Below are 22313 nucleotides of genomic sequence, written 5' to 3' on the forward strand. Positions count from 1 at the left end.
AGCCCGATCGAGACGGGTTTGATCGGGACGGGTTTGGTCGAGACGGGTTGATCGTGACGGGGAGGGCTTGATGGGTGCGGGGGCTTCGCCGGAGGGCGCGGTGAGGCGCGCCCGGCGGGTGGTGCTCGGCGCGGGCGGCGCGGTGGTGCTGCTCGCCGCGCTCGACGCGTACGTGGTGGTGACGGTCCTCGTCGGCATCGCCGAGGACGTCGGCATCCCGCTCAACCGCCTCGAACGCGCCACCCCGATCGTCACGGGCTTCCTGCTCGGGTACGTCGCCGCGATGCCGCTGCTCGGGCGGCTCTCCGACCGGTACGGCCGCCGCCCGCTCATCCACGCCTGCCTGGCCGCCTTCGCGGTCGGCTCCGTGCTGACCGCGCTGGCCGCCGGGGAGATCACCGTGGTGGCCGGGCGCACCGTGCAGGGGGTCGCGGGCGGTGCGCTGCTGCCGATCACCATGGCGGTCATCGGCGACCTGTGGGAGGAGCGCGAGCGTTCCGTCGCCCTCGGCGCCGTCGGGGCCGCCCAGGAGCTGGGCAGCGCGCTCGGGCCCCTGTACGGCGGCCTGCTCGCCGGGATCCCCGGCACGGTGGTCGCGGGGGTCGAGCTGGGCGGCTGGCACGCCATCTTCTGGATCAACGTCCCGCTCGCCGCCCTCGCCGCGTTCGCCATCCACCGCGCTCTCCCACCCGGCCGCCTCGTACGCCTGCCGAGCCCTTCCGGCGAGAGCGGCACCCCGGTCGCCTCGCAGACGGCCGCGCACCCAGCGGTGGCCGCACACACCGGACCCGCTCAAGCCGTCGCGCCCGCCCGCCCCGTCGCAACCGACGGAGCGAGGCGAACCGACGCACTCGCGGCAACGGCCACAGGAGCGGGCGAGGCGCGCATGGGCACGGAGGCGGAGGCGACCGCAGGCGCGGGCGCCGAGACAGCCCCAGGCGCGAGCGCGGAGACAGCCGCACCCACGGACGCGGAGGCGACCGCAGGGGCGGGTGCGGAGACGGGGCGGGTGGATGTGGTCGGCGGGGGGCTGCTGGCGGTGACGCTGGCGCTGCTGATCGCGGGGCTCTACAACCCTGATCCGGCCGAAGGCGTGCTCCCGCCGTGGGGCCTGCCGCTGATCGGGGCGAGCGTGGTGGCCGGGGCCGGGTTCGTGTGGTGGGAGGTGCGCTCCCCCGTACGCCTGCTCGATTTGACCGGCACCCCTAAGGGCCCGCTGCTGGCCACGCTGGGGGTCAGCTTCCTGGCGGGGGCGGCGCTGCTGGTGACGATGGTGTTCGTGCCGATCGCCGCGCAGACCCTGCTCGGCGCGGACGAGCTGGGTGCGTCGCTGGTGCTGGCGAGGTTCCTGGCGGCGTTGACGGTGGCGGCGTTCGTGGGCGGGCTGCTGGCCCGCCGCCTGGGCGAGCGGGTGGTGGCGGTGGCCGGCATGGTGCCCGCGGCGGCCGGTTACGCGCTGATGAGCCGCTGGCCGCCCGACCTGGCCGAGGCGGGCCTGACGGTGGACCTCACGCTGGTCCTGGCGGGCCTGGGGCTCGGCCTGGTGATCGCCCCGGTGTCATCGGCGGTGCTGCGGGTGAGCCGGGCGGACCAGCACGGCGTGGCGTCGGCGGCGGTCGTGGTGGCGCGGATGATGGGCATGCTGATCGGCATCGCGGCCGTGTCGGCGTGGGGGTTCTCCCGGTTCCAGTCGCTGACGGCGCACCTGGACACGCCGCTGCCGTTCGGGGTGGACGCGGAGACGTACCGGCGTCAGCTCGCCGAGTACACCGAGCTGGTGCAGGCGGCGCTGCACACCGAGTACACCGAGATGTTCCTGGTCACGGCGGTCATCTGCCTGCTGGGTGCGGCGGTGGCCGCCCGCATGCCGGCCCGCCGCTGAAAGGCCCACGTGCCGGCTCCGCCGCTGACGGGCGGGCGGTGACGGCCGGCGTGCCGCCGGGAGGCGGACCGCCGGGGGCGGGAGTCGGCCCCGCTGCGGGGCGGCCCGGCGCGAAGAGGCCGCCCCTCGGCGGGGTTCAGGGCGTCAGGCGGTGCAGGTCGCGCGGGAACGCGGCGACCTGCCGGACGTTGGCGGCGCCGGTGAGCCTGGCCGTCCAGCGTTCGAGGCCGAGGGCGAAGCCGCCGTGCGGCGGCATGCCGTACCGGAACGCCTGGAGGTACCCCTCGTACGGCCCGGTGTCCTCACCACGGGCGGCCAGCGCGCGGACGTAGTCGTCGTAGCGGTGCAGGCGCTGCCCGCCGGTCACGAGTTCGAGGCCGCGGAAGAGCAGGTCGAACCCGTTGGTGTAGCCGGGCCGGTGCGGGTCGGGGTGGGTGTAGAAGGGCCGCTTGGCCATCGGGTAACCGGTGACGAAGAGGAACTCCGACCCGTGCTCGCGATCGGCCCACTCCGACAGCCACCGTTCCTGCGCGGGCGACAGGTCGGGCTCGGACGAGCAGGTCAGCCGCTGCGCCTCGGTGAAGTGCACGACCGGGATCTCGGCGGGCACCTCGGGCAGGCGCAGGCCGAGCAGCGAGACGGCGGGCGCGGCCCGGCGGCGTACGGACTCCAGCATGCCCGCCACCACCTCGCGCAGGACCGCCATCACGTCCCGGTGGTCGCGGATGAAGCCCAGCTCGGCGTCCAGGCTGGTGTACTGGGCGAGGTGCCGTACGGTGTCGTGCGGCTCGGCGCGGAAGACGGGACCGACCTCGTAGACCCGCTCGAACACCCCGACCATCGCCTGCTTGTAGAACTGCGGCGACTGCGCGAGGTAGGCGGGCCTGCCGAAGTAGTCGATGGCGAAGACGTTCGCGCCGGACTCGGTGGCCGAGCCGACGATCTTCGGCGTGTGGATCTCGGTGAATCCGAGCCGGTCGAGCGTCTCGCGGAACCCGGCGACGCCCGCGGCCGCGATCTTCAGGGGCGCCCGCAGCAGCGGGTGCCGCAGCGCGACCGGCGCGTGGTCGAGCACGGTGGGCAGCGCCGCGGTGACGGCGGGCCGGTAGAGGTCGAACGGCGGCGCCGCGCCCGGCCGGGCCAGCACCTCGATCGAGGGCTCGACCAGCTCGTGGCCGCCGGGCGCCTGCGGGTTGGCGGCCACGGTGCCGGTGACCGCGACCACCGTCTCTTCGGCGGGCAGGCCCCAATCGGACGGCCCGGCCTGACGGGTTCCGGATGGCGGGTCGTTCGCGGTGACGGCCTGGGCGAGCCCGGCGCGGTCGCGTACGACGAGGAAGGACACGGACTTCAGCCGCCGGCGGCGATGGACCCAGCCGGCGATCGTCACTCGTTGCCCGGCGTGCTCAGCGAGCTCCGCCGACAGAACACGAGAGATCATCACAACTCCTGCGAAGGATTGCATGATCCCTTGGGAGTGCGGGGGAGAAGGGAGACTCCCGGTGCCACCGCACTTTCACCGCCCCCGGCGAGCGGGGGCGGCCTCGTTACGGCCCGATGACGGGGGCCGGCCGGCGGGGCATTTCCTCCCCGCACTCAGGAGTGTCTTCACCGGCGGGTCACGGCACCGCCTTCGCAGCTACCGGCGGCTCTCTGCGGCCGTGGGTCCCGCGGCTACTCGTCTCCGTCAACGTTTGCCGGCGACCCTATCACTTGTCCTTCTTGCGCTTCTCCCGGATTTTCATCGTCACCTCGATGGGCGAGCCGGCGAAGCCGAACTCCTCGCGGATGCGCCGCTCGATGAAGCGCCGGTAGGTGTCCTCCAGCCAGCCGGAGGTGAACAGCACGAACTTGGGCGGCTCGATGGCCGCCTGCGTGGCGAAGAGGATCTTCGGCTGCTTGCCGCCGCGCACCGGCGGCGGGGTCTCGCGCACCAGGTCGGTGAGGAACGCGTTGAGCCGCGCCGTCGGCACCCGTGTGGACCAGGAGTCGAGCGCCTTCTCCAGGGCGGGCACGAGCCGGTCGAGGTGGCGGCCGGTCTTGGCGGAGATGTTGACGCGCAGCGCCCACGGGGTGCGGACGAGCTGCCGGTCGATCTCCTTCTCCAGGTAGTAGCGGCGGTCCTCGTCGAGCAGGTCCCACTTGTTGAAGGCGACCACCATGGCCCGGCCCGACTCGATGACCAGGCCGATGATGCGCAGGTCCTGCTCGGTGAGCGGCTGGCTGGCGTCGATGAGCACGACCGCGACCTCGCTGCGTTCGAGCGCGGCGCGGGTGCGCATGGCGGCGTAGAAGTCGGCGCCCTGCAGCTCGCGGTCGCGCCGCCGGATGCCGGCGGTGTCGACGAAGCGCCAGGTGCGCCCGCCCAGCTCGATCAGCTCGTCGACGGGGTCGCGGGTGGTGCCGGCCATCGGGTCGACGAGCACGCGCTCCTCCCCCGCCAGCTTGTTGAGCAGGGAGGACTTGCCGACGTTGGGCTTGCCGAGCAACGCCACGCGGGCGGGCCCGCGCTCGCCGTCGAAGGTGACCTTCGGCGTCTCGGGCAGCAGGTCGAGCACGACGTCGAGCAGGTCGCCGCTGGAGCGCCCGTGCAGCGCGGAGACGGGGTGGGGCTCGCCGAGCCCGAGCGACCACAGCGCGCTGGCCTCCAGCTCGAGCTGCTGGTTGTCGACCTTGTTGGCGGCCAGCACGACCGGCTTGCCCGACTGGCGCAGGACGGAGCCGACGATCTCGTCGGCGTCGGTGGCGCCCACAGTGGCGTCGACCACGAACACGATCACGTCGGCCAGCTCGACGGCGACCTGCGCCTGCTCGGCGATGCGCGCGTTCATGCCCGTGGCATCGGGGTCCCAGCCGCCGGTGTCGACCACGGTGAAGCGGCGGCCCCGCCAGTTGGCGTCGTAGGTGACGCGGTCGCGGGTCACGCCCGGCACGTCTTCGACGACCGCCTCGCGGCGGCCGATGATGCGGTTGACCAGCGTGGACTTGCCGACGTTCGGCCGGCCCACGATGGCCACGACGGGCAGCGGCGTGCTGTCCTCGTGCTCGCCTATCTCAAGGTCTTCGAGGTCGGCCTCGACCCAATCCCCCGTTGTCACTGTTCATCGTCCTTTGTGAGTCCCGCACCGGACTTCGGGTCAGGTGCGCTCTTTGACCAGTCTCAACACTTCCGCGATGACCTCGTCCAAGGTCAGGTGGGTGGTGTCGAGCTCGACGGCGTCCTCCGCCATCGAGAGCGGGTCTGTCTTCCGTGTCGAGTCAAGGGTGTCACGCCTGGCCATGGCCTCGCGCTGCGCCTCCACCGTCGAGCCGGCCACCTCGGCGCTGCGCCGCAGGGCGCGGGCCTCGGCGCTGGCCGTCAGGTAGACCTTGACGGCGGCGTCGGGGCAGACGACCGTGCCGATGTCGCGGCCCTCCACCACGATGCCGCCATCGCCGGCGATCTCGCGCTGGAGCGCCACCAGGCGGGCGCGCACCTCGGGGACCGCCGCCACCAGCGAGACGGCGCCGGTCACGTCGGCCTCCCTGATCGGCCCCGCCACGTCGACGCCGTCGACGTGGATGGTGGGGCCGTCGGGGTCGGTGCCGGAGACGATCTCGGGCTCGGCGCAGCGGGCCGCGATCGCGGCCGGATCGCTGAGGTCCACGCCCTCGCGCAGCATCCACCAGGTCATCGCGCGGTACATCGCCCCGGTGTCCAGGTAACGCAGGCCCAGCGCGCGGGCGACCCCGCGCGACACGCTCGACTTACCCGACCCCGAAGGGCCGTCCATCGCGACGACCAGACCGGCCACGGCCTCTCCCTCTTCACGTTTCGGCTTGCCTGGAAGAGGCTACCGCCTCCGGGTCAGTCGGCGATCCAGCTCGCGTGGAAGCCGAGCGGCACGCGTACCGGAAGATGCACGGTGGCGACGGGCTCGCCGGTGAAGTCCTGCGCGGACAGGATCACCAGATCGGCGGCTCCCCTGCCGGGGTCGTTGACGTAGGCGAGCACGTAGCCGTCGTCCTCGGCCGCGCCGGAGCCGTCGCCGGCCGGGACGAAGACCGGCTCGCCCGCGTACGCCTCGCGCCCCATCCGCCGCGTCTCCCGCGTGCCGGTCGTCAGGTCGTGCTTGATCAAAGTGTTGTCGAACGCCGCGTCCGGCATGTCCTTCAGGTCGGTGGCGCCGGGGTAGAAGCGCTCCTCCACGTCGAAGGTGGCGACCGTGTAGCCGTAGCGGTACGGCCGTCCGGTGCGGCGCTCGTCCATGCGCGGGAACTCCTGCGGCCGGTCGTCGAGCCGGGTCTCCGTCACCTTCCCCGTCCGCAGGTCGATGCGCCAGCGGTCCAGCGTGGGCGCGCCCCCGAGATCCAGCCGGCCGCCCACGAACCGCTTGGGGTAGCGCACGGCGTCCACGACCACCGCCTCGCCCTCCTCGTAGGCGTTGAGCGTGTGGAACACCCAGCACGGCGACACCTCGAACCAGCGCACCTCACCGGTGGCCCGCGACAGCAGGCCCAGGCGCGGCGTGTGGTCGTCGTTCCACGCGACGGGCAGCGGCGTCCCCTTCTCGGCCTGCTCCATGCTGAACGTCACCGGCAGGTCGTAGATCACCACGTAGTGCTCGGTGAGCGCGAAGTCGTGCATCATCGGCGCGTCGGGGACGGGGATCTCGGTGACCTGTGCGACCTCGCCCTTGGCGTCGATGACGATGTGCTGGTGGTGGTCCCAGCCGAAGAAGTACGCCATCGCGTGCAGCTCGCCGGTGACCGGGTCGAGGTGAGGGTGGCCGGTGTAGCCGCCGGGCAGCCTCCCGCCGAAGTCGCACGGGCCGATCGTGTCGAGCTCGTACGTCAGCTCGTACGGCCGCGCTCCCCCTTCCTGCGTCGCGAACGTGCGCCCGGCCACCCCGATCACGTGCGTGTTGGGCGCGAGGTCCAGGCCGGCGTGCACCGGCCCGGAGCGCGGCTCCTCGCCGAGCCGCTCGGCGACGGAGGCGCTGCGCACCCATCGGTTGCGGTACCACTCGGCGCGGCCGTCGCGCAGCCGGATGCCGTGCACCATGCCCTCGGGGAGGAGCATGTGGGCGGCGGCCGGGTCGTCGAGGCTGATCGGGTTGGGGCCGTTGCGCAGGTAGCGGCCGTTCAGCTCGGCCGGGATGCGGCCGGTGACCTCCAGGTCGACGGCGGTGATCTCCTCGGTGGCGGGGGCGAAGCCGCCGGTGAACGGTGTGGTGCTCATGCTCTCCCTCTCCTGTCGTGATCAGGTGCGGCGTTCGTCCCGGGTCATGAACGGGGTGAGCACCGAGGTGCACAGCAGCCGGTAGCGGGCCGGGGCGTCGGCCTCGTCGAAGTAGCTGGAGATCTCCAGGCTGACCGCCCCGTGCACGGCCATCCCGAGCAGGTCGGCGATCTCCGCCGCCTCGGCCCCGGCCAGCTCCCCCGCCTCCAGGCATGCGGCCACGCCCGCGACGAGCATGCCGAACGTGCGCTTGGCGGTCCGGACGGCCTCCTCGCCCGCCTTGAACCCCGGCAGGGCGCCGAGGAACATCACGCGGTAGTAGTCGGGCTCGGCCAGCGCATGGTCGCGGTAGGCGGCCAGCATGGCCATCAGCCGGTCGAGCGGGCCGCCGTCGCGCGGCACGTCCAGCAGCCGCCGCTCCAGCCGGGCGAAGCCCTCCAGCCAGAGGGCCTCGCTGAGGCCGTCCTTGCCGCCGAAGAGCGTGTAGATGACCTTCGTGGAGCAGCCGGCCTCGGACGCGATGCGCCGCACGGTCAGCGCCGCCGGCCCTTCGTTGATGAGCAGGTTCTTGGCCGCTTCGAGGATGGTCGCCCGGACGACGTCCTGCCCTTGGCGCTGGGCCTCCTGGTACGGGGTGCTCACGGTAACGCCGTTTCTTGTCGGTAACACTGTTACCGATCTTTGTACGCGAGACCACCCGGCCTGTCAACGGGACGGCCGGGGCGCACGCGGAGCGGGGCGCGTCTCACAGAGCCGGAACTAACACCCCAAAACGGGATCTACCCACTCTCTGCGAGCAAGTCGTTACTTATCGTGATTGCAGGGCATCAGGCAGGTATGACAACCGCACCGAACCCGATCGACCTGCAGAAACACCTGAGCGGGGTCGACTACCCGGCCAGCAAGCAGGATCTGATCAAGGCGGCTCGCGAGCAGAACGCGAGCGAGGACATTCTCAAGGCACTCGAATCCATGCCGGACCGCGAATACGACGGCCCGAACGCCGTCAGCCAGGCGATCACCAAGCGCTGATCCGTCCGGCAACGCCATCGGGCGGGACCCCACAGGGTCCCGCCCGATGCACGTCCAGGTACCGGATGCGACCTGCCGCCGGGCGGCCCGGCGCAGACGCGTGTCAGGGCACCTGCCAGCCGCGCTCGTGCAGGGCCTCGGTGAGCGTGTCTGCCGCGCCGGGCTCGACCGACAGCTCGGCGATGCCCAGCGGCAGGCCGGGGGCGTGCTCAAGCCGGACGTCCTCGACGTTGACCCCGACCTCGTCGCACACCTGGAACAGCCGGGCGAGCTGGCCGGGACGGTCGCCGATGACCACCTGCACGACGGCGTAGGCGGAGGCGGGCCCGCCGTGCTTGCCGGGGATGCGGTCGTGCCCCGCCACGCCCCGCTTGAGCAGCTGGGTGATCTCGTCGCTCGCGGTGCCGTCGCCCTCGGCCAGGGCGCGCAGCGCGCTGGCCGCGCCGGCGAGGTCGCTCGCCACGGCCTCGAGCACCTCGGCCACCGGGCCCGCGTTGCCGGACAGGATGCCGAGCCACAGCCCGGGGTCGCTGCCCGCGATGCGCGTGACGTCGCGGATGCCCTGACCGGCCAGCCCGAGCGCGACGTCGGTGGCGTCGGCCAGCCGGGCCGCCACCGCCGATGCGGCCACGTGGGGTGCGTGCGAGACGACTGCGACCGCGCGGTCATGGTCGACGGCGCTCACCTCGACGGCGTTGGCCCCGCACAGCTCGATCAGCCGCAGCACCGCCGCCTTCGCCCCGGGATCGGCCTCCTCCGTCGGGCACAGCGCCCACGGACGCCCCAGGAACAGGTCCTCCCTGGCGGCGCCGGGCCCCGACTTCTCGCGCCCGGCGAGCGGGTGGGAGGCGACGTAGGACGCCAGGTCGCAGCCGAGCTGCCTGGCCCGGTGGATCGGCTCGCCCTTGACGCTGGCCACGTCGGTGTAGAAGCGGGCCGCGCCGATGTGCTGCAGCTCGTGCAGCTCGGTCGCCACGGCCGCGGGCGGCACCGCGATGACCGCGAGGTCCACGCCCTCGGCCGGGGGCGTGCCCGGCCGCCACTCCTCGCCTGCGCCGAGCTCCCGTGCCAGCCGTACGGCTCCCTCGTCGCGGTCGGCGAGCAGCACCCGGACGCCCCGCTTGCGCAGCGCCAGCGCCGTGGAGGTGCCGATGAGACCGGTGCCGACGACGAGCACGGTACGAAGATCCATCTCGATGTCCTGTTGGTCGGGCTGAACTGTTGAGAGGTGCCGCGCGGCCGGCCTGCCTGCCGCGTCCTGTGCCCGGGGGGCCAGGTCCCGTGCCCGGGCTTGAGCCTGCCGTGCCTGTTCCTGGGCTCTATGGTCCTGGGCGCCGTGGTCTTGGGCCCGGTGGTCTTGGGCCCGGTGGTCTTGGGCGCGGAGCGAATCTACTGGGCGATGTCCTGCCGCAGCGCCACCGCGCCCCGCAGATAGACGTGGTGGATCTCGGAACGCGGCCGGTCGGTCTCGATGTGGGCGAGCAGGCGCACCACGCGCGGCAGCGCCCCTGGAACGTCGATCTCGGTGGCGCAGATCAGCGGCACCTCATGGAAACCCAGCTTGCGCGCGGCGAGCGCGGGGAACTCGGCCGTCAGGTCGGGCGTCGCGGTGAACAGCACGCTGATCACGTCGTCCGGAGTCAGGCTGTTACGCTCCATGATCACGCTGACCAGCTCGGTCGTGCCCGAAATGATGGAGTCGCGGTCGTTGGCGTCCACCTGGATCGCACCACGGATGGCCCGCACCATGTGCTTCGTCCCCTTCCAGAGCCGTAGAGCCCGTACGGAGTTCCCGCACGGGCTCCTCGCGTCCGGCCAGATTACAGCTTCACCGCCGCGTAGAGGTCACCGACTTCCTTCAGCGTCAGCGCCCTGACGGTGCCCGGCTTCGTCCGGCCCAGCTTCACCGGGCCGAACTCGATCCTCGCCAGGTCGATCACGCGGTGGCCCACCGCTTCGAGCAGCCGCCTGACCACGTGCTTGCGGCCCTCGTGCAGTACCACCTCGACCAGCGCCTGCTGGCCGTGCTCCTGCACCACCGAGAACGAGTCGACCCTGACGATGCCGTCCTCCAGCTCGACGCCCTCCTTGAGCCTGCGTGCGAGGCTGCGCGGGATCGGGCCCGGCACCTTCGCCCAGTACTTCTTCGGCACGCCGTAACTGGGGTGGGTCAGCCGGTTGGCCAGCTCGCCGTCGTTGGTGAGCAGCAGCAGGCCCTCGGTCTCGGTATCGAGCCGCCCCACGTGGAACAGCCGGGGCGCCAGGTCCTCGACATAGTCGGCCAGGCACGGCCGGCCCTGGGGGTCGTTCATGGTGGACACGACGCCGATGGGCTTGTTGAGCGCGTAGTAGACGAGGTCGGGCGCGGTCGGGATGCGCCTGCCGTCGACGTGGATGACCTGCTTGGCCGGGTCCACCTTGGCGCCGAACCTGCGCACCACCTGGCCGTCCACGGTGACGCGGCCCTCGCCGATCATCTCCTCGCAGGCCCTGCGGCTGGCCACGCCCGCCTGGGCGAGCACCTTCTGCAGGCGTACGCCGTCGGGGACCTCGGTGGTGTCGCGCTCGTCGGTGTAGCCCTCGGGGTAGAAGTCGCGGTCGCGGATCGGCTGGCGGGCCGCCTTGACGCGGTCGCGCTGCGGGCTGCCGGTGCCGCCGCCGCGCCGGGTGCTGCCGCCGATGGTCTGCACGACGTCCTTGCGCCCGCCACGCGTGGCGGGGCGGCCGCTGCGCACGCTCCCCGGCCTGTCGCGCCTGACGGAGCGCTCCTGGCGGCCCGCGTACTCGTCGCGGTCGCGCTCGGGGCGGTCGGCCCGGTCGCGCCTGCCCGGCCTGTCGTCGTCACGCCGGCCGTAGCGGGCGCGGGTGGAGGTCACGGGCTTGGCGGCGACGTCCTCGCGGCGCCCGCCGCGTCCTGCCCTGAACGTGCTCGGGCCGCGCTCGTCCCGGCGGTCGTCGCGCCAGTCGTCATAACGGTCGTCGTAACGGTCGTCGTAACGAGTGTCGTATCGGTCGCCGTAACGATCGTCGTATCGGTCACCGTAACGATCATCGAAACGGTCGTCGCGCCGGCCGGACCGGTAGCCGTCCCGGCCCTCGTCGCGGAACCGCTCGTAACGCTCGGTCCTGTCGCCGCGGCCGTACCGGGCGCGGGTGCCGCCCCGGTCGGCGCGCAGGGAGTCGCGCGACGCACGGCCGCGGACGTCGTCCCGGCCACGGAAGTCGTCGTCGCGGAAGTCGCCCCGGCCGCCGCGGGCACCACGGGAGTCCCCTCCACGCGTGCCGCCGCCGCGGGTGTCACCGGAGCGGAAGGCGGGACGCCCGCCACGGCCGGAGCCGCCGGCACGTCCACGACCGCGTCCATCACCGGACGGGGTGCTACGCCTGTTGATCACTTTGTCGTCTCCTCGAGATTTTCCACGTCGTCGGGGAGGAAGGGGGCGAGCTCGGGAAGCTCGCTCAGGTCCCGCAGTCCCAGACGTTCAAGGAAGTATGAGCTTGTCCGGTAGAGCACTGCCTGGCTCTCCGGGTCGGTGCCGGCCTCCTCGACCAGCCCCCTGGCGACGAGCGTCCGCATGACGCCGTCGCTGTTGACGCCGCGCACCGCGGAGACGCGGGCCCGGCTCACCGGTTGCCGGTAGGCAACGACCGCGAGTGTCTCCAGCGCGGCCTGGGTGAGCCGCGTCTGCTGGCCGTCGCGTACGAACCGCTCGACCATAGGCGCGCACTCGGCGCGCGTGTAGAAACGCCAGCCGCCCGCGACTTCTCGCAAATCAAAACCCCGCCCTGCGGCGGTGTATTCCGCCGCGAGCGCGCGCAACGCAGCGGCCACCTCGTGCGTCGGCCGCTCCAGCACCTGAGCCAGCGTCACTTCGGCGACCGGCTCGTCGACCACCATCAGGATAGCCTCAAGCGCCGCCTCCAACGACGGGCCCTCCGCAGAGCCCCCGCCTTCGCGCTCCTCGGGGGCGCCTTCGCCGCCGACGGACGTCCCCGAAGCGCCGCCTCTCCTGCCCTCATCCCGCCGCTGGGAGCCCGAAGCACTACCGGCACCCGCCGCAGAGGGAATTCCCAGAGCGGCCGGCGGCACCGCCCCCTCCCCCGGGGGCTCACCGTCACCGACGGCGGCGAACGCCCCTGTGCCGAGGGCTTCACCGCCACCGGCGGCCCCCGCCATCGCGCCCGAGAGCTCGTCCGGCTCTCCGCCGGTGGAGGGCGCCGGCGCTGCGGTGCGCGGTCCGGCCGCCGTGGCGGACGCTGACGCCCTTGCCGCGGGCTCCGGGGCGGCGGGGACGGTCGGCTCCTCGGACGCGGGCACGGTGTCGTGCAGCGCCTCTCGGCCCCGGGCGCCGGTGCTCCCCGCGGCCTCCTCCTCGCCCGGCTCGGACGCACCCGGGCCCGCCACGCCCGGCTCGTCTCCGCCGCCCTCCGCGGGCGCGTCCGCGCCGCCGGAGCCCGTGTCGCGCGCGTCCGTGCCAGGGGTGTCCGCGGCGGCGGGGCGAGCGGGCGGCTCGCCGGGCTCCGGGTCCGCCGGCGCCGGGTCCTCCCCGCCCGTGATGGGGGGGAGGAGGTCGGGGGCGGGGCGGGGAGCGCCCGGCTGGGCGAGGGAGCCCGGGAGGGTCATCCAGGCGGGCAGCGGCGGCTCGGAGCCGGGCGAGCGGTGCGGTCCTGGCAGCCGGTTGTCGTCAGTCATGGGTCGCTTTCTCCGCCGATTCCTCGTAGTCGTCGCCCACCGAGACCTCGCCGTCGTCGGTGCCGGTCCAGGTCACGTGCAGCTCGCCGAGCGGCTCGGCCTGCTCGAACGTCACCGCCGACTCGCGGAACAGCTCCAGCACGGCGAGGAAGCGCGCGATGACCTCGAACGTGCCCTGGCAGTCGGCGGTCAGCGCGCGGAACGTGGCCCGCCGCAGCCGGCGCAGGTGGCTCACCAGGATGGCGGCCTGCTCCTTGACGCTGGCGAGCGGCTGGTAGATGTGGCCGACGCTGACGGTGGGCGGCAGCTTGGGGGCGAACGCCTTGGCCGCGATCTTCGCGAGCTGCTCGGGCCCGATGCCGAGCACCAGCTCGGGCAGCAGGTTGGCGAACTGCGGCTCCATCGGCACCGTACGCGGGTAGCGCAGGGACTCCTCGGCCATCCGCGCGGCGAAGATCTTCGCGACTTCCTTGTACGCCTTGTACTGCAGGAGCCGCGCGAACAGCAGGTCCCTGGCCTCCAGCAGCGCCAGGTCCTCTTCGTCCTCGACCTCGCCGGACGGCAGCAGCCTGGCCGCCTTGAGGTCGAGGAGGGTCGCCGCGACCAGCAGGAAGTGGCTGGTCTGGTCGAGGTCCCACTCCGGCCCCCGCGAGCGGATGTAGGCGATGAACTCGTCGGTGACCTTGGAGAGCGAGACCTCGGTGATGTCGAGCTTGTGCTTGGCGATGAGGCCGAGAAGCAGGTCGAAGGGTCCTTCGAAGACGTCCAGGTGGACCTGGAAGCCTTGGGGCTCGGTCTGCTCTTCGGTCACCTGGCCATTGTGGCAGGCTGGTGCCAGCGCGCGAGCACCTCGCGGGCCAGCTCACGGTAGGCGTTGGCGCCGAGCGACGACGGGTCGAACGTCGTGATCGGCTCGCCTGCCACGGTGGCGTCGGGGAAGCGCACCGTACGGTTGATCACGGTGTGGAACACCTTGTCGCCGAACGCCTCCACGACGCGGGCCAGCACCTCGCGGCCGTGCAGGGTGCGGGCGTCGTACATGGTGGCGAGCAGGCCCTCGAGCTCCAGGCCCTCGTTGAGACGTTCCTGCACCTTGGAGATGGTGTCCATGAGCAGGGCGACACCGCGCAGCGCGAAGAACTCGCACTCCAGCGGCACCATGACGCCGTGGGCGGCGGTGAGGGCGTTGATGGTGAGCAGGCCGAGCGACGGCTGGCAGTCGATGAGGCAGACGTCGTAGTGGGGCAGCAGCGGCTTGATGACCCGGCTCAGCACCTGCTCGCGGGCGACCTCGGTGACGAGCTGCACCTCGGCCGCGGACAGGTCGATGTTGCTCGGGAGCAGGTCGAGGCCCTCGACGCCGGTCTGCAGCAGGACGTCCTCGGCCGTGACCCCGCGCTCCATGAGGAGGTTGTAGACCGTGAGGTCGAGCTGCAGCGGGTTGATGCCGAGGCCGACGGAGAGCGCGCCCTGCGGGTCGAAGTCGACGAGCAGCACCTTGAGGCCGTATTCGACGAGCGCGGCACCGAGGTTGATGGTCGTGGTGGTCTTGCCCACGCCGCCCTTCTGGTTGACCATCGCAACGACGCGCGCCGGGCCGTGCACCGTGGGAGGCACCGGCTCGGGGAACACGGGTCTGGGCCGCTGGGTCGGGCCCAAGTTGACGCCGTTGGAGGGCGCGTTGGTCTTGGTGTCGCCCCAGGGGTTGTCGGGGGTCCCCGGGGTCGAACCGTTGGTCGTCACAGTCACCAGCTCGAACCTCCCTGACGATCCCGAACCGGACCGTCCGGACGGACACTATGGCGTCACCACTTAACGCGGCAAGGCGGCACGCCGTGGGCGGCGCACGTCCCAAAAGACTATAGATCACTGCCGGGCACGCGGATGCGCGGCGGCGTAGACCTCGCGGAGCTTGTCGACCGTGACCAGGGTGTACACCTGGGTGGTCGTCACCGAGGCGTGGCCGAGCAGCTCCTGCACAACCCTAACGTCCGCGCCGCCGTCCAAAAGGTGGGTTGCAAAGGAATGGCGGAGTACGTGGGGGCTTATCCCGTCGAGTCCGGCTCGCTCGGCGGCGGCCTGCAGCACCTCCCAGGCGCCCTGCCTGGTCAGACGTCCGCCGCGGGCGTTGAGGAAGACGGCGGAGGTGCCGCGCCCGTGGGCGAGCAGGCCGGGCCTGGCCCGCACCAGGTACGCGTCCAGCGCGGCGCGCGCGTAGCGGCCGAGCGGCACGATGCGCGTGCGGCCGCCCTTGCCGCGCAGGCGCACCTGGTCGTCCTCGAGGTCGTCGACGGCCAGCCCGACGGCCTCGGAGATGCGCGCGCCGGTGCCGTAGAGCAGTTCGAGAAGGGCGCGGTTGCGCAGCGTCAGAGGGGCGCCGTCGGGGCCCGAGGCGGCGATCAGGCGCTCGACCTCGTCCACGCTGATGGCCTTGGGCAGGCGGCGCAGCCGGCGCGGCGGGCGCACCTCGTGGGCGGGGTCGTGCGCCGTGACGCCTTCGCGCAGCGCGAAGCGGTGCAGCCCGCGCACGGCGGAGACGGCGCGGGCGGCGGAGCTGGCCACGAGGGCGGGGTGCTCGCCGTCGCCCTCGCGCAGCGCGGCGAGGAAGGCCTGGACGTCGGCCTCCCCCACCTCGTCGAGCCTCAGGCGGCCGCGCGCCCGGAGATGCTCGACATAGCGTTGCAGGTCACGGCGGTAGGACGCGAGCGTGTTGGCAGCCAGACCACGTTCCACCGCGAGGTGGGCGAGGTAGCTGGAGAGCACCGCCTCCACGAACAGGTCCTTCCGTCACGCCTCCGGGGCGTCGGCGGGGCGCAACCGGGCGAACCCCTCAGCCGAAGCCGCGTACGCGGCGAGGATACCGGCCACGGCCGTGGAATTGTGGATCATTCCCTGGAGGACCTTCTCGACCGCGTCGGCGAGCGGCACCCATTCGACCGGCATGCCGATCTCCTCGTGCCGGTGGACGAAGTCGTTCTCCTCGTCGGGGATCCTGGTGAGGCCGCGCGCCAGGAACACCCTGACCCGCTCGTCGGTCATGCCGGGCGACGAGCGCAGGTCGGCCAGGGTGTGCCAGGTCTCGGCGCGGTAGCCGGCCTCCTCGGCGAGCTCGCGCGCGGCGGTCTCGACCAGCGGTTCGCCCTCCACGTCGCGGATCCCGGCGGGCAGCTCCCACATCAGGTGGCGGGTGGGGTGGCGGTATTGCCTGATGAGCAGGACGCGGTCGTGCTCGTCGAGCGCGAGCGCGGCCACGGCGCCCGGGTGGACGACGTAGTCGCGCTCGGCGACCTCCTCGCGCGGCATTTTGACGGTGTCGGTGACGACCTCGATGATGTGGCCTTTGAAACGGTGCCGCGTTTCGACGACGTCCCACGACTCGGGCGTGTCGGCGATCAGCGGGCCGTCGGCGTGCCCGCTCACGGGTGCACCTTGGCGCTGCCGACGCGGCTGTCGGCGTAGACGAGCGCGGCGGCGATCAGGCCCTTGAACATCGGGTTGGCCCGGGTCGGCCGCGACTTGAACTCGGGGTGCGCCTGGGTGCCGATGAAGAAGGGGTGGACGTCGGTGGGCAGCTCGGTGTACTCGACCAGCCGGCCGTCGGGCGACAGGCCGGAGAAGACCAGGCCGACCTGCTCGAGGCGCTCACGGTAGGCGTTGTTGACCTCGTAGCGGTGGCGGTGACGCTCGTCGGCCTTGGCCTTGCCGCCGTAGAGCCGGCGGGCCAGCGTGCCCTCGCCGAGCTTGGCGGTGTAGCTGCCGAGCCGCATGGTGCCGCCCATGTCGCGCTCGCCGGCGATGACGTCCTCCTGGTCGGCCATCGTGGAGATGACCGGGTGCTTGGTGTCGGGGTCGAACTCCGAGGAGTTGGCGTCCTCGAGCCCGGCCAGGTTGCGTGCGGCCTCGATGACCATGCCCTGCATGCCCAGGCAGATGCCGAGCAGCGGGATCTTGTTCTCGCGGGCGTGGCGGATGGCGCCGATCTTGCCCTCGATGCCGCGCACGCCGAAGCCACCGGGGATCAGCACGCCGTCGACGCCGTCGAGCTCGCGCTCGGCGCCTTCGGGGGTCTCGCAGTCGTCGCTCTTGACCCAGCGGATGTTGACGCGGGCGTCGTTGGCGAAGCCGCCGGCGCGCAGCGCCTCGGTGACCGAGAGGTACGCGTCCGGCAAATCGATATATTTCCCGACCAGCGCGATCGTGACCTCCTTGGCCGGGCGGTGCACCCGGCGCAGGAGCTGCTCCCACTCCGTCCAGTCGACGTCCCGGAAGGGCAGGCCGAGCCGGCGCACCACGTACGCGTCGAGGCCCTCGGCGTGGAGCACCTTCGGGATGTCGTAGATGGAGGCCGCGTCGACGGCGGAGACGACCGCGTCCTCGTCGACGTCGCACATCAGGCTGATCTTGCGCTTGATCGCGGTCTGCACGGGACGGTCGGAGCGCAGCACGATCGCGTCGGGCTGGATGCCGATGCTGCGCAGCGCCGCCACGCTGTGCTGGGTCGGCTTGGTCTTGAGCTCGCCCGACGGCCCGATGTACGGCAGCAGCGACACGTGCAGGAAGAACACGTTGTCGCGACCCACCTCGTGCCGGATCTGGCGCACGGCCTCCAGGAACGGCTGGGACTCGATGTCGCCGACCGTGCCGCCCACCTCGGTGATGACCACGTCCACGTCAGGACCGGCCATGCCCCGGATGCGGTCCTTGATCTCGTTGGTGATGTGGGGGATGACCTGCACGGTGTCGCCCAGGTACTCGCCCCGCCGCTCCTTGGCGATGACGTTGGAGTAGACCTGGCCGGTGGTGACGTTGGCCGAGCCGTGGAGATCGGTGTCGAGGAAGCGCTCGTAGTGACCGATGTCGAGGTCGGTCTCCGCCCCGTCCTCGGTGACGAACACCTCGCCGTGCTGGAACGGGTTCATGGTCCCGGGGTCGACGTTGAGGTAAGGGTCGAGCTTCTGCATGGTGACCCTGAGACCGCGCCCCTTGAGAAGGCGACCGAGGCTGGATGCCGTGAGCCCCTTGCCGAGACTGGAGGCGACACCGCCGGTGACGAACAGATGCTTGGTTTGCGATGCGCTGCGCAAAGGGGCTCCCGTGGCTCGAGGTGTGGTCGGAATGTCCACGGGCTCTCAGGATATCAAACAACGCCCTTCACATGCCCGAACGGCTTGACCTAGCGGTAACTTTGGTCCCTATGTCACTCGTTCGGCGGGCTTTGGGGGCGTTGATTCACCGTACGTACGCGGCGATCCGCCATGCCGGAGCGATCACCCCGTCCACGCCATCGGGCTACCGGTTCCGGCGCATCGGTGACGGTGTCAGCATCGCCTTCCCCCCTGGCGCGATCTTCGGCGAGGAGTGGATCGAGATCGGCGATCACACGCTCGTCGGCGAGCGCGTGTCGCTGTCGTGCGGCATGGTGCCGGGCCACGACCTCGGCCCAGACTCCATCCTGCGCATCGGCGGCGGCTGCTCGATCGGCCGCGGCTCGCACATCGTGGCCCACCAGTCCATCGACATCGGCGACCACGTCTTCACCGGCCCGTACGTCTACATCACCGACCAGAACCACGTCTACGACGACCCCGACGTGCCGATCGGGCGGCAGTGGCCGCGCAACAGCCCGGTCTCCATCGGCTCGGGCTCCTGGCTGGGCGCCGGCGCGATCATCCTGCCCGGCACCACGCTCGGCCGCCAGTGCGTGGTCGCGGGCGGCGCGGTGGTGCGCGGCGAGTTCCCCGACCACAGCGTGGTCGCCGGGGTCCCGGCCAGGCGGATCCGCGGCTACTCGCCCGAGCTGGGCTGGCACACGCCCGTCACGCAGGACGCCACCACGAACTGAGCCCCGCCGCTCCCGGCCCTCGCACGCCGAGACCCGGCCCGCCGTCGCGGTCTCGCTCTCCGGCCCCCGCGCGCCGCGGCGCGTTCGGGCATGGACCGAACAACCTTCTGACGGTTAGCGTCGGTGCATGCGGACCGCGATATGTGAGCGTTTAGGGATCGAGTTCCCGCTGTTCGCCTTCAGCCACTGCCGCGACGTGGTGGCGGCCGTCACGAACGCGGGCGGGTTCGGGGTGCTGGGCGCGGTCGCGTACTCGCCCGAGCAGCTCGACACCGAGCTGACGTGGCTGGACGAGCAGGTGGGCGGCCGGCCGTACGGGGTGGACGTGCTCGTCCCCGGCAAGATCGACGCCTCGGCCCACGACCGCCGCGTGCACCTCATGGACGCCGTACCCGGCCGGCACCGCGACTTCGTCACGCACCTGATGAACAAGTACGGGGTCGGCACGCCCGTCAGGCCGATGGGCGCGACCGCCGACGAGATGGGCAGGCGGGTGACCGCGGCCGGCGCGACGGGACTGATCGACGTGGCGCTCAAGCACCGCATCGGCCTCATCGCCGGCGCCCTGGGACCGCCGCCGCCCGAGATGGTGACCAAGGCCAGGGAGGCGGGTGTGCCGGTGGCGGCCCTGGTGGGCACCGTCGAGCACGCGCGCAGGCAGGTCGCCGCCGGGGCCGACATCATCGTGGCTCAGGGCACGGAGGCGGGCGGCCACACCGGTGACATCTTCACGATGGTGCTGGTGCCGCAGGTCGTGGACGCGGTCGCGCCCGTCCCCGTGCTGGCGGCGGGCGGCATCGCGTCCGGCCGGCAGATGGCGGCGGCCATGGCGCTCGGCGCGGAGGGCGTGTGGTGCGGCTCGGTCTGGCTGACCACCGAGGAGGCGGAGACGTCGCCCGCGGTCAAGCGGAAGCTGCTCGCCGCCTCGTCGCTGGACACCGTGCGCTCGCGCTCCCGTACGGGAAAACCCGCCCGCCAGCTCAAGTCCGCCTGGACCGAGGAGTGGGACGGCGCCGAGGAGAGCCCGGGACCGCTGGGCATGCCGCTGCAGCTGCTGCTCGCCGAGGGCGCGATGGCACGGATCGGCGCGGCGGCGGAGAAGGGCGAGCCGGGCGCGATCGAGCTGGTCAACTACTTCGTCGGGCAGGTCGTCGGCCAGCTCGACCAGGTACGCCCGGCCAAGGACGTGGTGTACGACATGATCAGCGAGTTCGGCGCGGCGGTCGAGCGCCTGGGCGGGCTCACGGCGGAGTGACCCGCGAGATGGAGGAGCGCGACCGGGCGCTGACCGAATCCACCGAGCGGCGTCATGGACGAGGCGGTCAGGGCAGACTAGGGGGATGCTCGCCGCTCTGACCGGTTTGGGGCTGTCCACGGCGGCCGGCCTCAACGCCTACATCCCCCTCCTCATCGTGGGCGCTCTCGCCAACGTCACCGACGCCGTACGCCTGCCCGACGGCTACTCCTGGCTGTCGAACTGGGGCGTGCTCGCGATCATCGCCGTGCTGCTGATCGCCGAGCTGGTGCTGGACAAGGTGCCCGCCATCGACAGCGTCAACGACGCCATCCAGACCGTGATCCGCCCGGCGGCCGGCGGCGTGGTCTTCTCCGCCACCAACGCCGCCGCCGAGTTCGAGCGCTCGGCCTGGATGAGCGAGCACCCCTGGGCCGGGTGGCTGATCGGCATCGTGGCGGCGCTGGTCGTGCACGCGGTCAAGGCACTCGTCCGCCCGGTGGTCAACGCGGGCACGGCGGGGTTCGGCGCGCCGGTGCTGAGCACCGCCGAGGACGCGGGCTCCATCGGGATGAGCCTGGTCGCGGTCTTCGCGCCCGTGCTGGTGCTGGTCGCGCTGCTGGTGCTCGCCGTACTCGCCTTCCTGCTGATCCGGCGGGTACGCCGGGCGCGCGCTCGCAAGCGGGAGGCGCGCGCCCTTTGACCGCAGCGGCGACGGCTCGCCGCCGCCGGTGCAGAAGAGCCGGACGTCCGGACCGACCTGCGGCGTACGGCACCTGCCCCGCCGATCCGCCCTATGTGAACGCCGCTCCGCCCTATGTGAACGCCGATCCGCCCTATGTGAACATGGCCGCCCTGCCGCCCATGCCGGCACGGTGTCCGTGGCCGATCAAGAGCTTGCTCGGGTACGCCGTACGCGGTGCGCGCCGGAGCCGCCCGCGCGCACTATCCTTCAAAGCAGCAGCGCCAACAGGAGGTGGCAACGATCAGCGAGTTCCTCATCGTCGTCCTGGTGATCCTGGCGTTCCTCCTGCTCCTCGGCGGCATCGGCATCTTCCTCATCGTCAAGCTGGCCAAGAAGGCCGCGAACAAGGCCAGGGAGGCCACCGCCCGCATCACGACCCACGTCAACGCCATGGGCACCGGCGACGCCGCCGAGGTCGAGCGTCTCCGGCTCGAGATGCGCCGCGAGGTCTCGCTCACCCGCCAGTCCATCGAGCAGGCCCAGCGCCAGGGCTGGGACCTCGGCGAGCTGCCCCGGCTGCTGGCCGACCTCACCGCTCAGGCCGACGTCCACGACCAGCAGCTCGGCATGTACGCCCAGCAGCGCCGCATGTCCTCGTTCGCCGATCACGCCACGCTCGACCGGCTGCGCCAGAACCAGGCCACGCTGACCGCCATGTGCGCCCGCCTCCGCTCCGACCTGCTGCACACCCAGGTCCGGCACACCGGGGCCGGCATCGCCGACCTCACCCAGCGCGCCGACCTGGAGATCGAGGCCCGCCGCCCTGCCCCCGACCCGCTCGACGAGATCGACGACCTCTACCGCCGCACGATGCAGGAGCGCAAGGACCTCCCCTGACGGTCCCGGCTCTCAGGACGGCAGAAGGCCGGCCAGCGTGCGCGCGAACGCCTCCGGATTGTCGAGCATGATGTTGTGCCCCGACTCCGGGATGCCCAGCACGCGCACCCCGGCCGCCCGCAGCTCCTCGGCCCCCTCCGGCTCGGCGCCTTCAGGGAAGAGGAACGCGCGCGGGACGGACGTCAGCCCGACCAGCAGCTCGCGCATGGTCGGCGTGGTGCCCCGGGCCAGGCTGACCGCCGTACGGTGCAGGCCGCGCAGGTCGGCCAGGCGCATCGTGGACCACCAGTGCGGCCCCACCCGGTCGCGCACCTCCTTCCAGCCGCCCGACACGAACTCCTCCTCGCCGTAGGCGGCGATGCCGCTGGTGCCGGGCTGCGGGGGCGTCGCGGGATAGGGGTCGAGGTTGGCGTCCACGAGGATCAGGTCGGCCACCAGGCCGGGATGCCGCGCGGCCAGCACGATGGCGACGGCCCCGCCCATGCTGTGCGCGATCATCGCCGCGCCCTCCACGCCCGCCTTGCGCAGCGCCTCGGCGAGCGCGTCGGCATGGGCCTCCAGCGTGTACGGGAAATCCTGCGGGCGATCGCTGATGCCGAACCCGAGCAGGTCGATGAGGAGGGAACGGCGGCGCGGCAGCGCCGGGTGCGCCGCGACCTCCGCGTAGTAGGGGGCCGATGTGGCGCCGAGGCCGTGGACGTACACGCGGGCCGGCTCCGCGCCGGGCAGCTCGACCCAGCGCATGCGGGCGCCGCTGGGATGAACGATGGCATCGTGCATGACACCCCTCCTCATGTATCGGAGCCAATATACATCGACCCCGATGT

The 22313-nt window shown here is 72.2% G+C and carries 21 protein-coding genes; 6 read left to right on the forward strand and 15 right to left on the reverse strand.

Annotated features, from left to right (window positions below):
* The first annotated feature begins 70 nt into the window (after positions 1-70).
* Positions 71-1882 (forward strand): MFS transporter, encoded by a 1812-nt coding sequence (locus tag ACGFIM_RS08385; protein WP_393196670.1) that lies wholly within the window; start codon positions 71-73, stop codon positions 1880-1882.
* 136 nt (positions 1883-2018) lie between these two features.
* Here the strand turns inward: ACGFIM_RS08385 and aspS are convergent, their stop codons facing one another.
* From aspS to ACGFIM_RS08410, 5 genes are all read right to left on the reverse strand, one after another.
* Positions 2019-3323: an aspartate--tRNA(Asn) ligase gene (aspS, locus tag ACGFIM_RS08390; protein ID WP_393196673.1), complete on the reverse strand. Its 1305-nt coding sequence runs from the start codon at positions 3321-3323 to the stop codon at positions 2019-2021.
* A 268-nt stretch (positions 3324-3591) separates the two neighbouring features.
* On the reverse strand, positions 3592-4980 hold the full coding sequence (der, locus tag ACGFIM_RS08395) for a ribosome biogenesis GTPase Der (protein ID WP_364054490.1): 1389 nt from the start codon (positions 4978-4980) through the stop codon (positions 3592-3594).
* Positions 4981-5019: 39 nt separating this feature from the next.
* Positions 5020-5676: a (d)CMP kinase gene (cmk, locus tag ACGFIM_RS08400; protein ID WP_393196676.1), complete on the reverse strand. Its 657-nt coding sequence runs from the start codon at positions 5674-5676 to the stop codon at positions 5020-5022.
* Between the two features lie 53 nt (positions 5677-5729).
* Positions 5730-7103: a carotenoid oxygenase family protein gene (locus ACGFIM_RS08405; RefSeq protein WP_393196679.1), complete on the reverse strand. Its 1374-nt coding sequence runs from the start codon at positions 7101-7103 to the stop codon at positions 5730-5732.
* A gap of 21 nt (positions 7104-7124) precedes the next feature.
* The gene (locus ACGFIM_RS08410; RefSeq protein ID WP_393196682.1) at positions 7125-7745 is read right to left on the reverse strand and encodes a TetR/AcrR family transcriptional regulator; all 621 of its coding nucleotides are present in this window, start codon (positions 7743-7745) and stop codon (positions 7125-7127) included.
* A gap of 195 nt (positions 7746-7940) precedes the next feature.
* Between ACGFIM_RS08410 and ACGFIM_RS08415 the strand changes: the two genes are divergently transcribed.
* Positions 7941-8135, forward strand: a complete 195-nt coding sequence (locus ACGFIM_RS08415; RefSeq protein WP_393196685.1) for a DUF2795 domain-containing protein — start codon at positions 7941-7943, stop codon at positions 8133-8135.
* Positions 8136-8238: 103 nt separating this feature from the next.
* Here the strand turns inward: ACGFIM_RS08415 and ACGFIM_RS08420 are convergent, their stop codons facing one another.
* From ACGFIM_RS08420 to ACGFIM_RS08460, 9 genes are all read right to left on the reverse strand, one after another.
* On the reverse strand, positions 8239-9327 hold the full coding sequence (locus ACGFIM_RS08420) for a prephenate dehydrogenase (RefSeq protein ID WP_393196688.1): 1089 nt from the start codon (positions 9325-9327) through the stop codon (positions 8239-8241).
* Between the two features lie 197 nt (positions 9328-9524).
* The gene (aroH, locus tag ACGFIM_RS08425; protein ID WP_364054508.1) at positions 9525-9884 is read right to left on the reverse strand and encodes a chorismate mutase; all 360 of its coding nucleotides are present in this window, start codon (positions 9882-9884) and stop codon (positions 9525-9527) included.
* 71 nt (positions 9885-9955) lie between these two features.
* Positions 9956-11530 (reverse strand): pseudouridine synthase, encoded by a 1575-nt coding sequence (locus tag ACGFIM_RS08430; RefSeq protein WP_393196691.1) that lies wholly within the window; start codon positions 11528-11530, stop codon positions 9956-9958.
* Positions 11527-12033 (reverse strand): SMC-Scp complex subunit ScpB, encoded by a 507-nt coding sequence (gene scpB, locus ACGFIM_RS08435; protein ID WP_393196694.1) that lies wholly within the window; start codon positions 12031-12033, stop codon positions 11527-11529. The genes ACGFIM_RS08430 and scpB overlap by 4 nt, the downstream gene beginning before the upstream one ends.
* A gap of 787 nt (positions 12034-12820) precedes the next feature.
* Complete coding sequence (locus ACGFIM_RS08440; protein ID WP_393196697.1) at positions 12821-13639, reverse strand: segregation and condensation protein A; 819 nt, start codon at positions 13637-13639, stop codon at positions 12821-12823.
* Positions 13636-14577, reverse strand: a complete 942-nt coding sequence (locus ACGFIM_RS08445) for a ParA family protein (protein WP_393196700.1) — start codon at positions 14575-14577, stop codon at positions 13636-13638. Before ACGFIM_RS08445 ends, ACGFIM_RS08440 begins: the two co-directional genes overlap by 4 nt.
* A gap of 117 nt (positions 14578-14694) precedes the next feature.
* Positions 14695-15600: a site-specific tyrosine recombinase XerD gene (gene xerD, locus ACGFIM_RS08450; protein WP_393196703.1), complete on the reverse strand. Its 906-nt coding sequence runs from the start codon at positions 15598-15600 to the stop codon at positions 14695-14697.
* Positions 15601-15615: 15 nt separating this feature from the next.
* Entirely contained in the window at positions 15616-16248 is a 633-nt protein-coding gene (locus ACGFIM_RS08455) for an NUDIX domain-containing protein (protein WP_393196706.1), read from the reverse strand.
* A complete protein-coding gene (locus tag ACGFIM_RS08460) occupies positions 16245-17912 on the reverse strand; it encodes a CTP synthase (RefSeq protein ID WP_393196709.1) in 1668 nt (555 codons plus the stop codon). The genes ACGFIM_RS08455 and ACGFIM_RS08460 overlap by 4 nt, the downstream gene beginning before the upstream one ends.
* A 110-nt stretch (positions 17913-18022) precedes the next feature.
* Between ACGFIM_RS08460 and ACGFIM_RS08465 the strand changes: the two genes are divergently transcribed.
* From ACGFIM_RS08465 to ACGFIM_RS08480, 4 genes are all read left to right on the forward strand, one after another.
* Positions 18023-18670, forward strand: coding sequence for an acyltransferase (locus ACGFIM_RS08465; protein ID WP_393196712.1), 648 nt, complete (start codon positions 18023-18025; stop codon positions 18668-18670).
* A gap of 127 nt (positions 18671-18797) precedes the next feature.
* Positions 18798-19925 carry an NAD(P)H-dependent flavin oxidoreductase gene (locus tag ACGFIM_RS08470; protein WP_393196715.1) on the forward strand — a complete coding sequence of 376 codons (1128 nt, stop codon included), beginning with the start codon at positions 18798-18800 and terminating at the stop codon, positions 19923-19925.
* 85 nt (positions 19926-20010) lie between these two features.
* The gene (locus tag ACGFIM_RS08475) at positions 20011-20607 is read left to right on the forward strand and encodes a DUF4126 domain-containing protein (protein WP_393196718.1); all 597 of its coding nucleotides are present in this window, start codon (positions 20011-20013) and stop codon (positions 20605-20607) included.
* 273 nt (positions 20608-20880) lie between these two features.
* Entirely contained in the window at positions 20881-21486 is a 606-nt protein-coding gene (locus ACGFIM_RS08480) for a hypothetical protein (RefSeq protein WP_393196721.1), read from the forward strand.
* 12 nt (positions 21487-21498) lie between these two features.
* On the opposite strand, the gene ACGFIM_RS08485 is transcribed toward ACGFIM_RS08480, so the two are convergent.
* The gene (locus ACGFIM_RS08485) at positions 21499-22266 is read right to left on the reverse strand and encodes an alpha/beta fold hydrolase (protein ID WP_393196724.1); all 768 of its coding nucleotides are present in this window, start codon (positions 22264-22266) and stop codon (positions 21499-21501) included.
* Positions 22267-22313 lie beyond the last annotated feature (47 nt).

The organism is Nonomuraea sp. NPDC049309 (assembly GCF_043196965.1).
Taxonomy (GTDB): Bacteria; Actinomycetota; Actinomycetes; order Streptosporangiales; family Streptosporangiaceae; genus Nonomuraea; species Nonomuraea fastidiosa.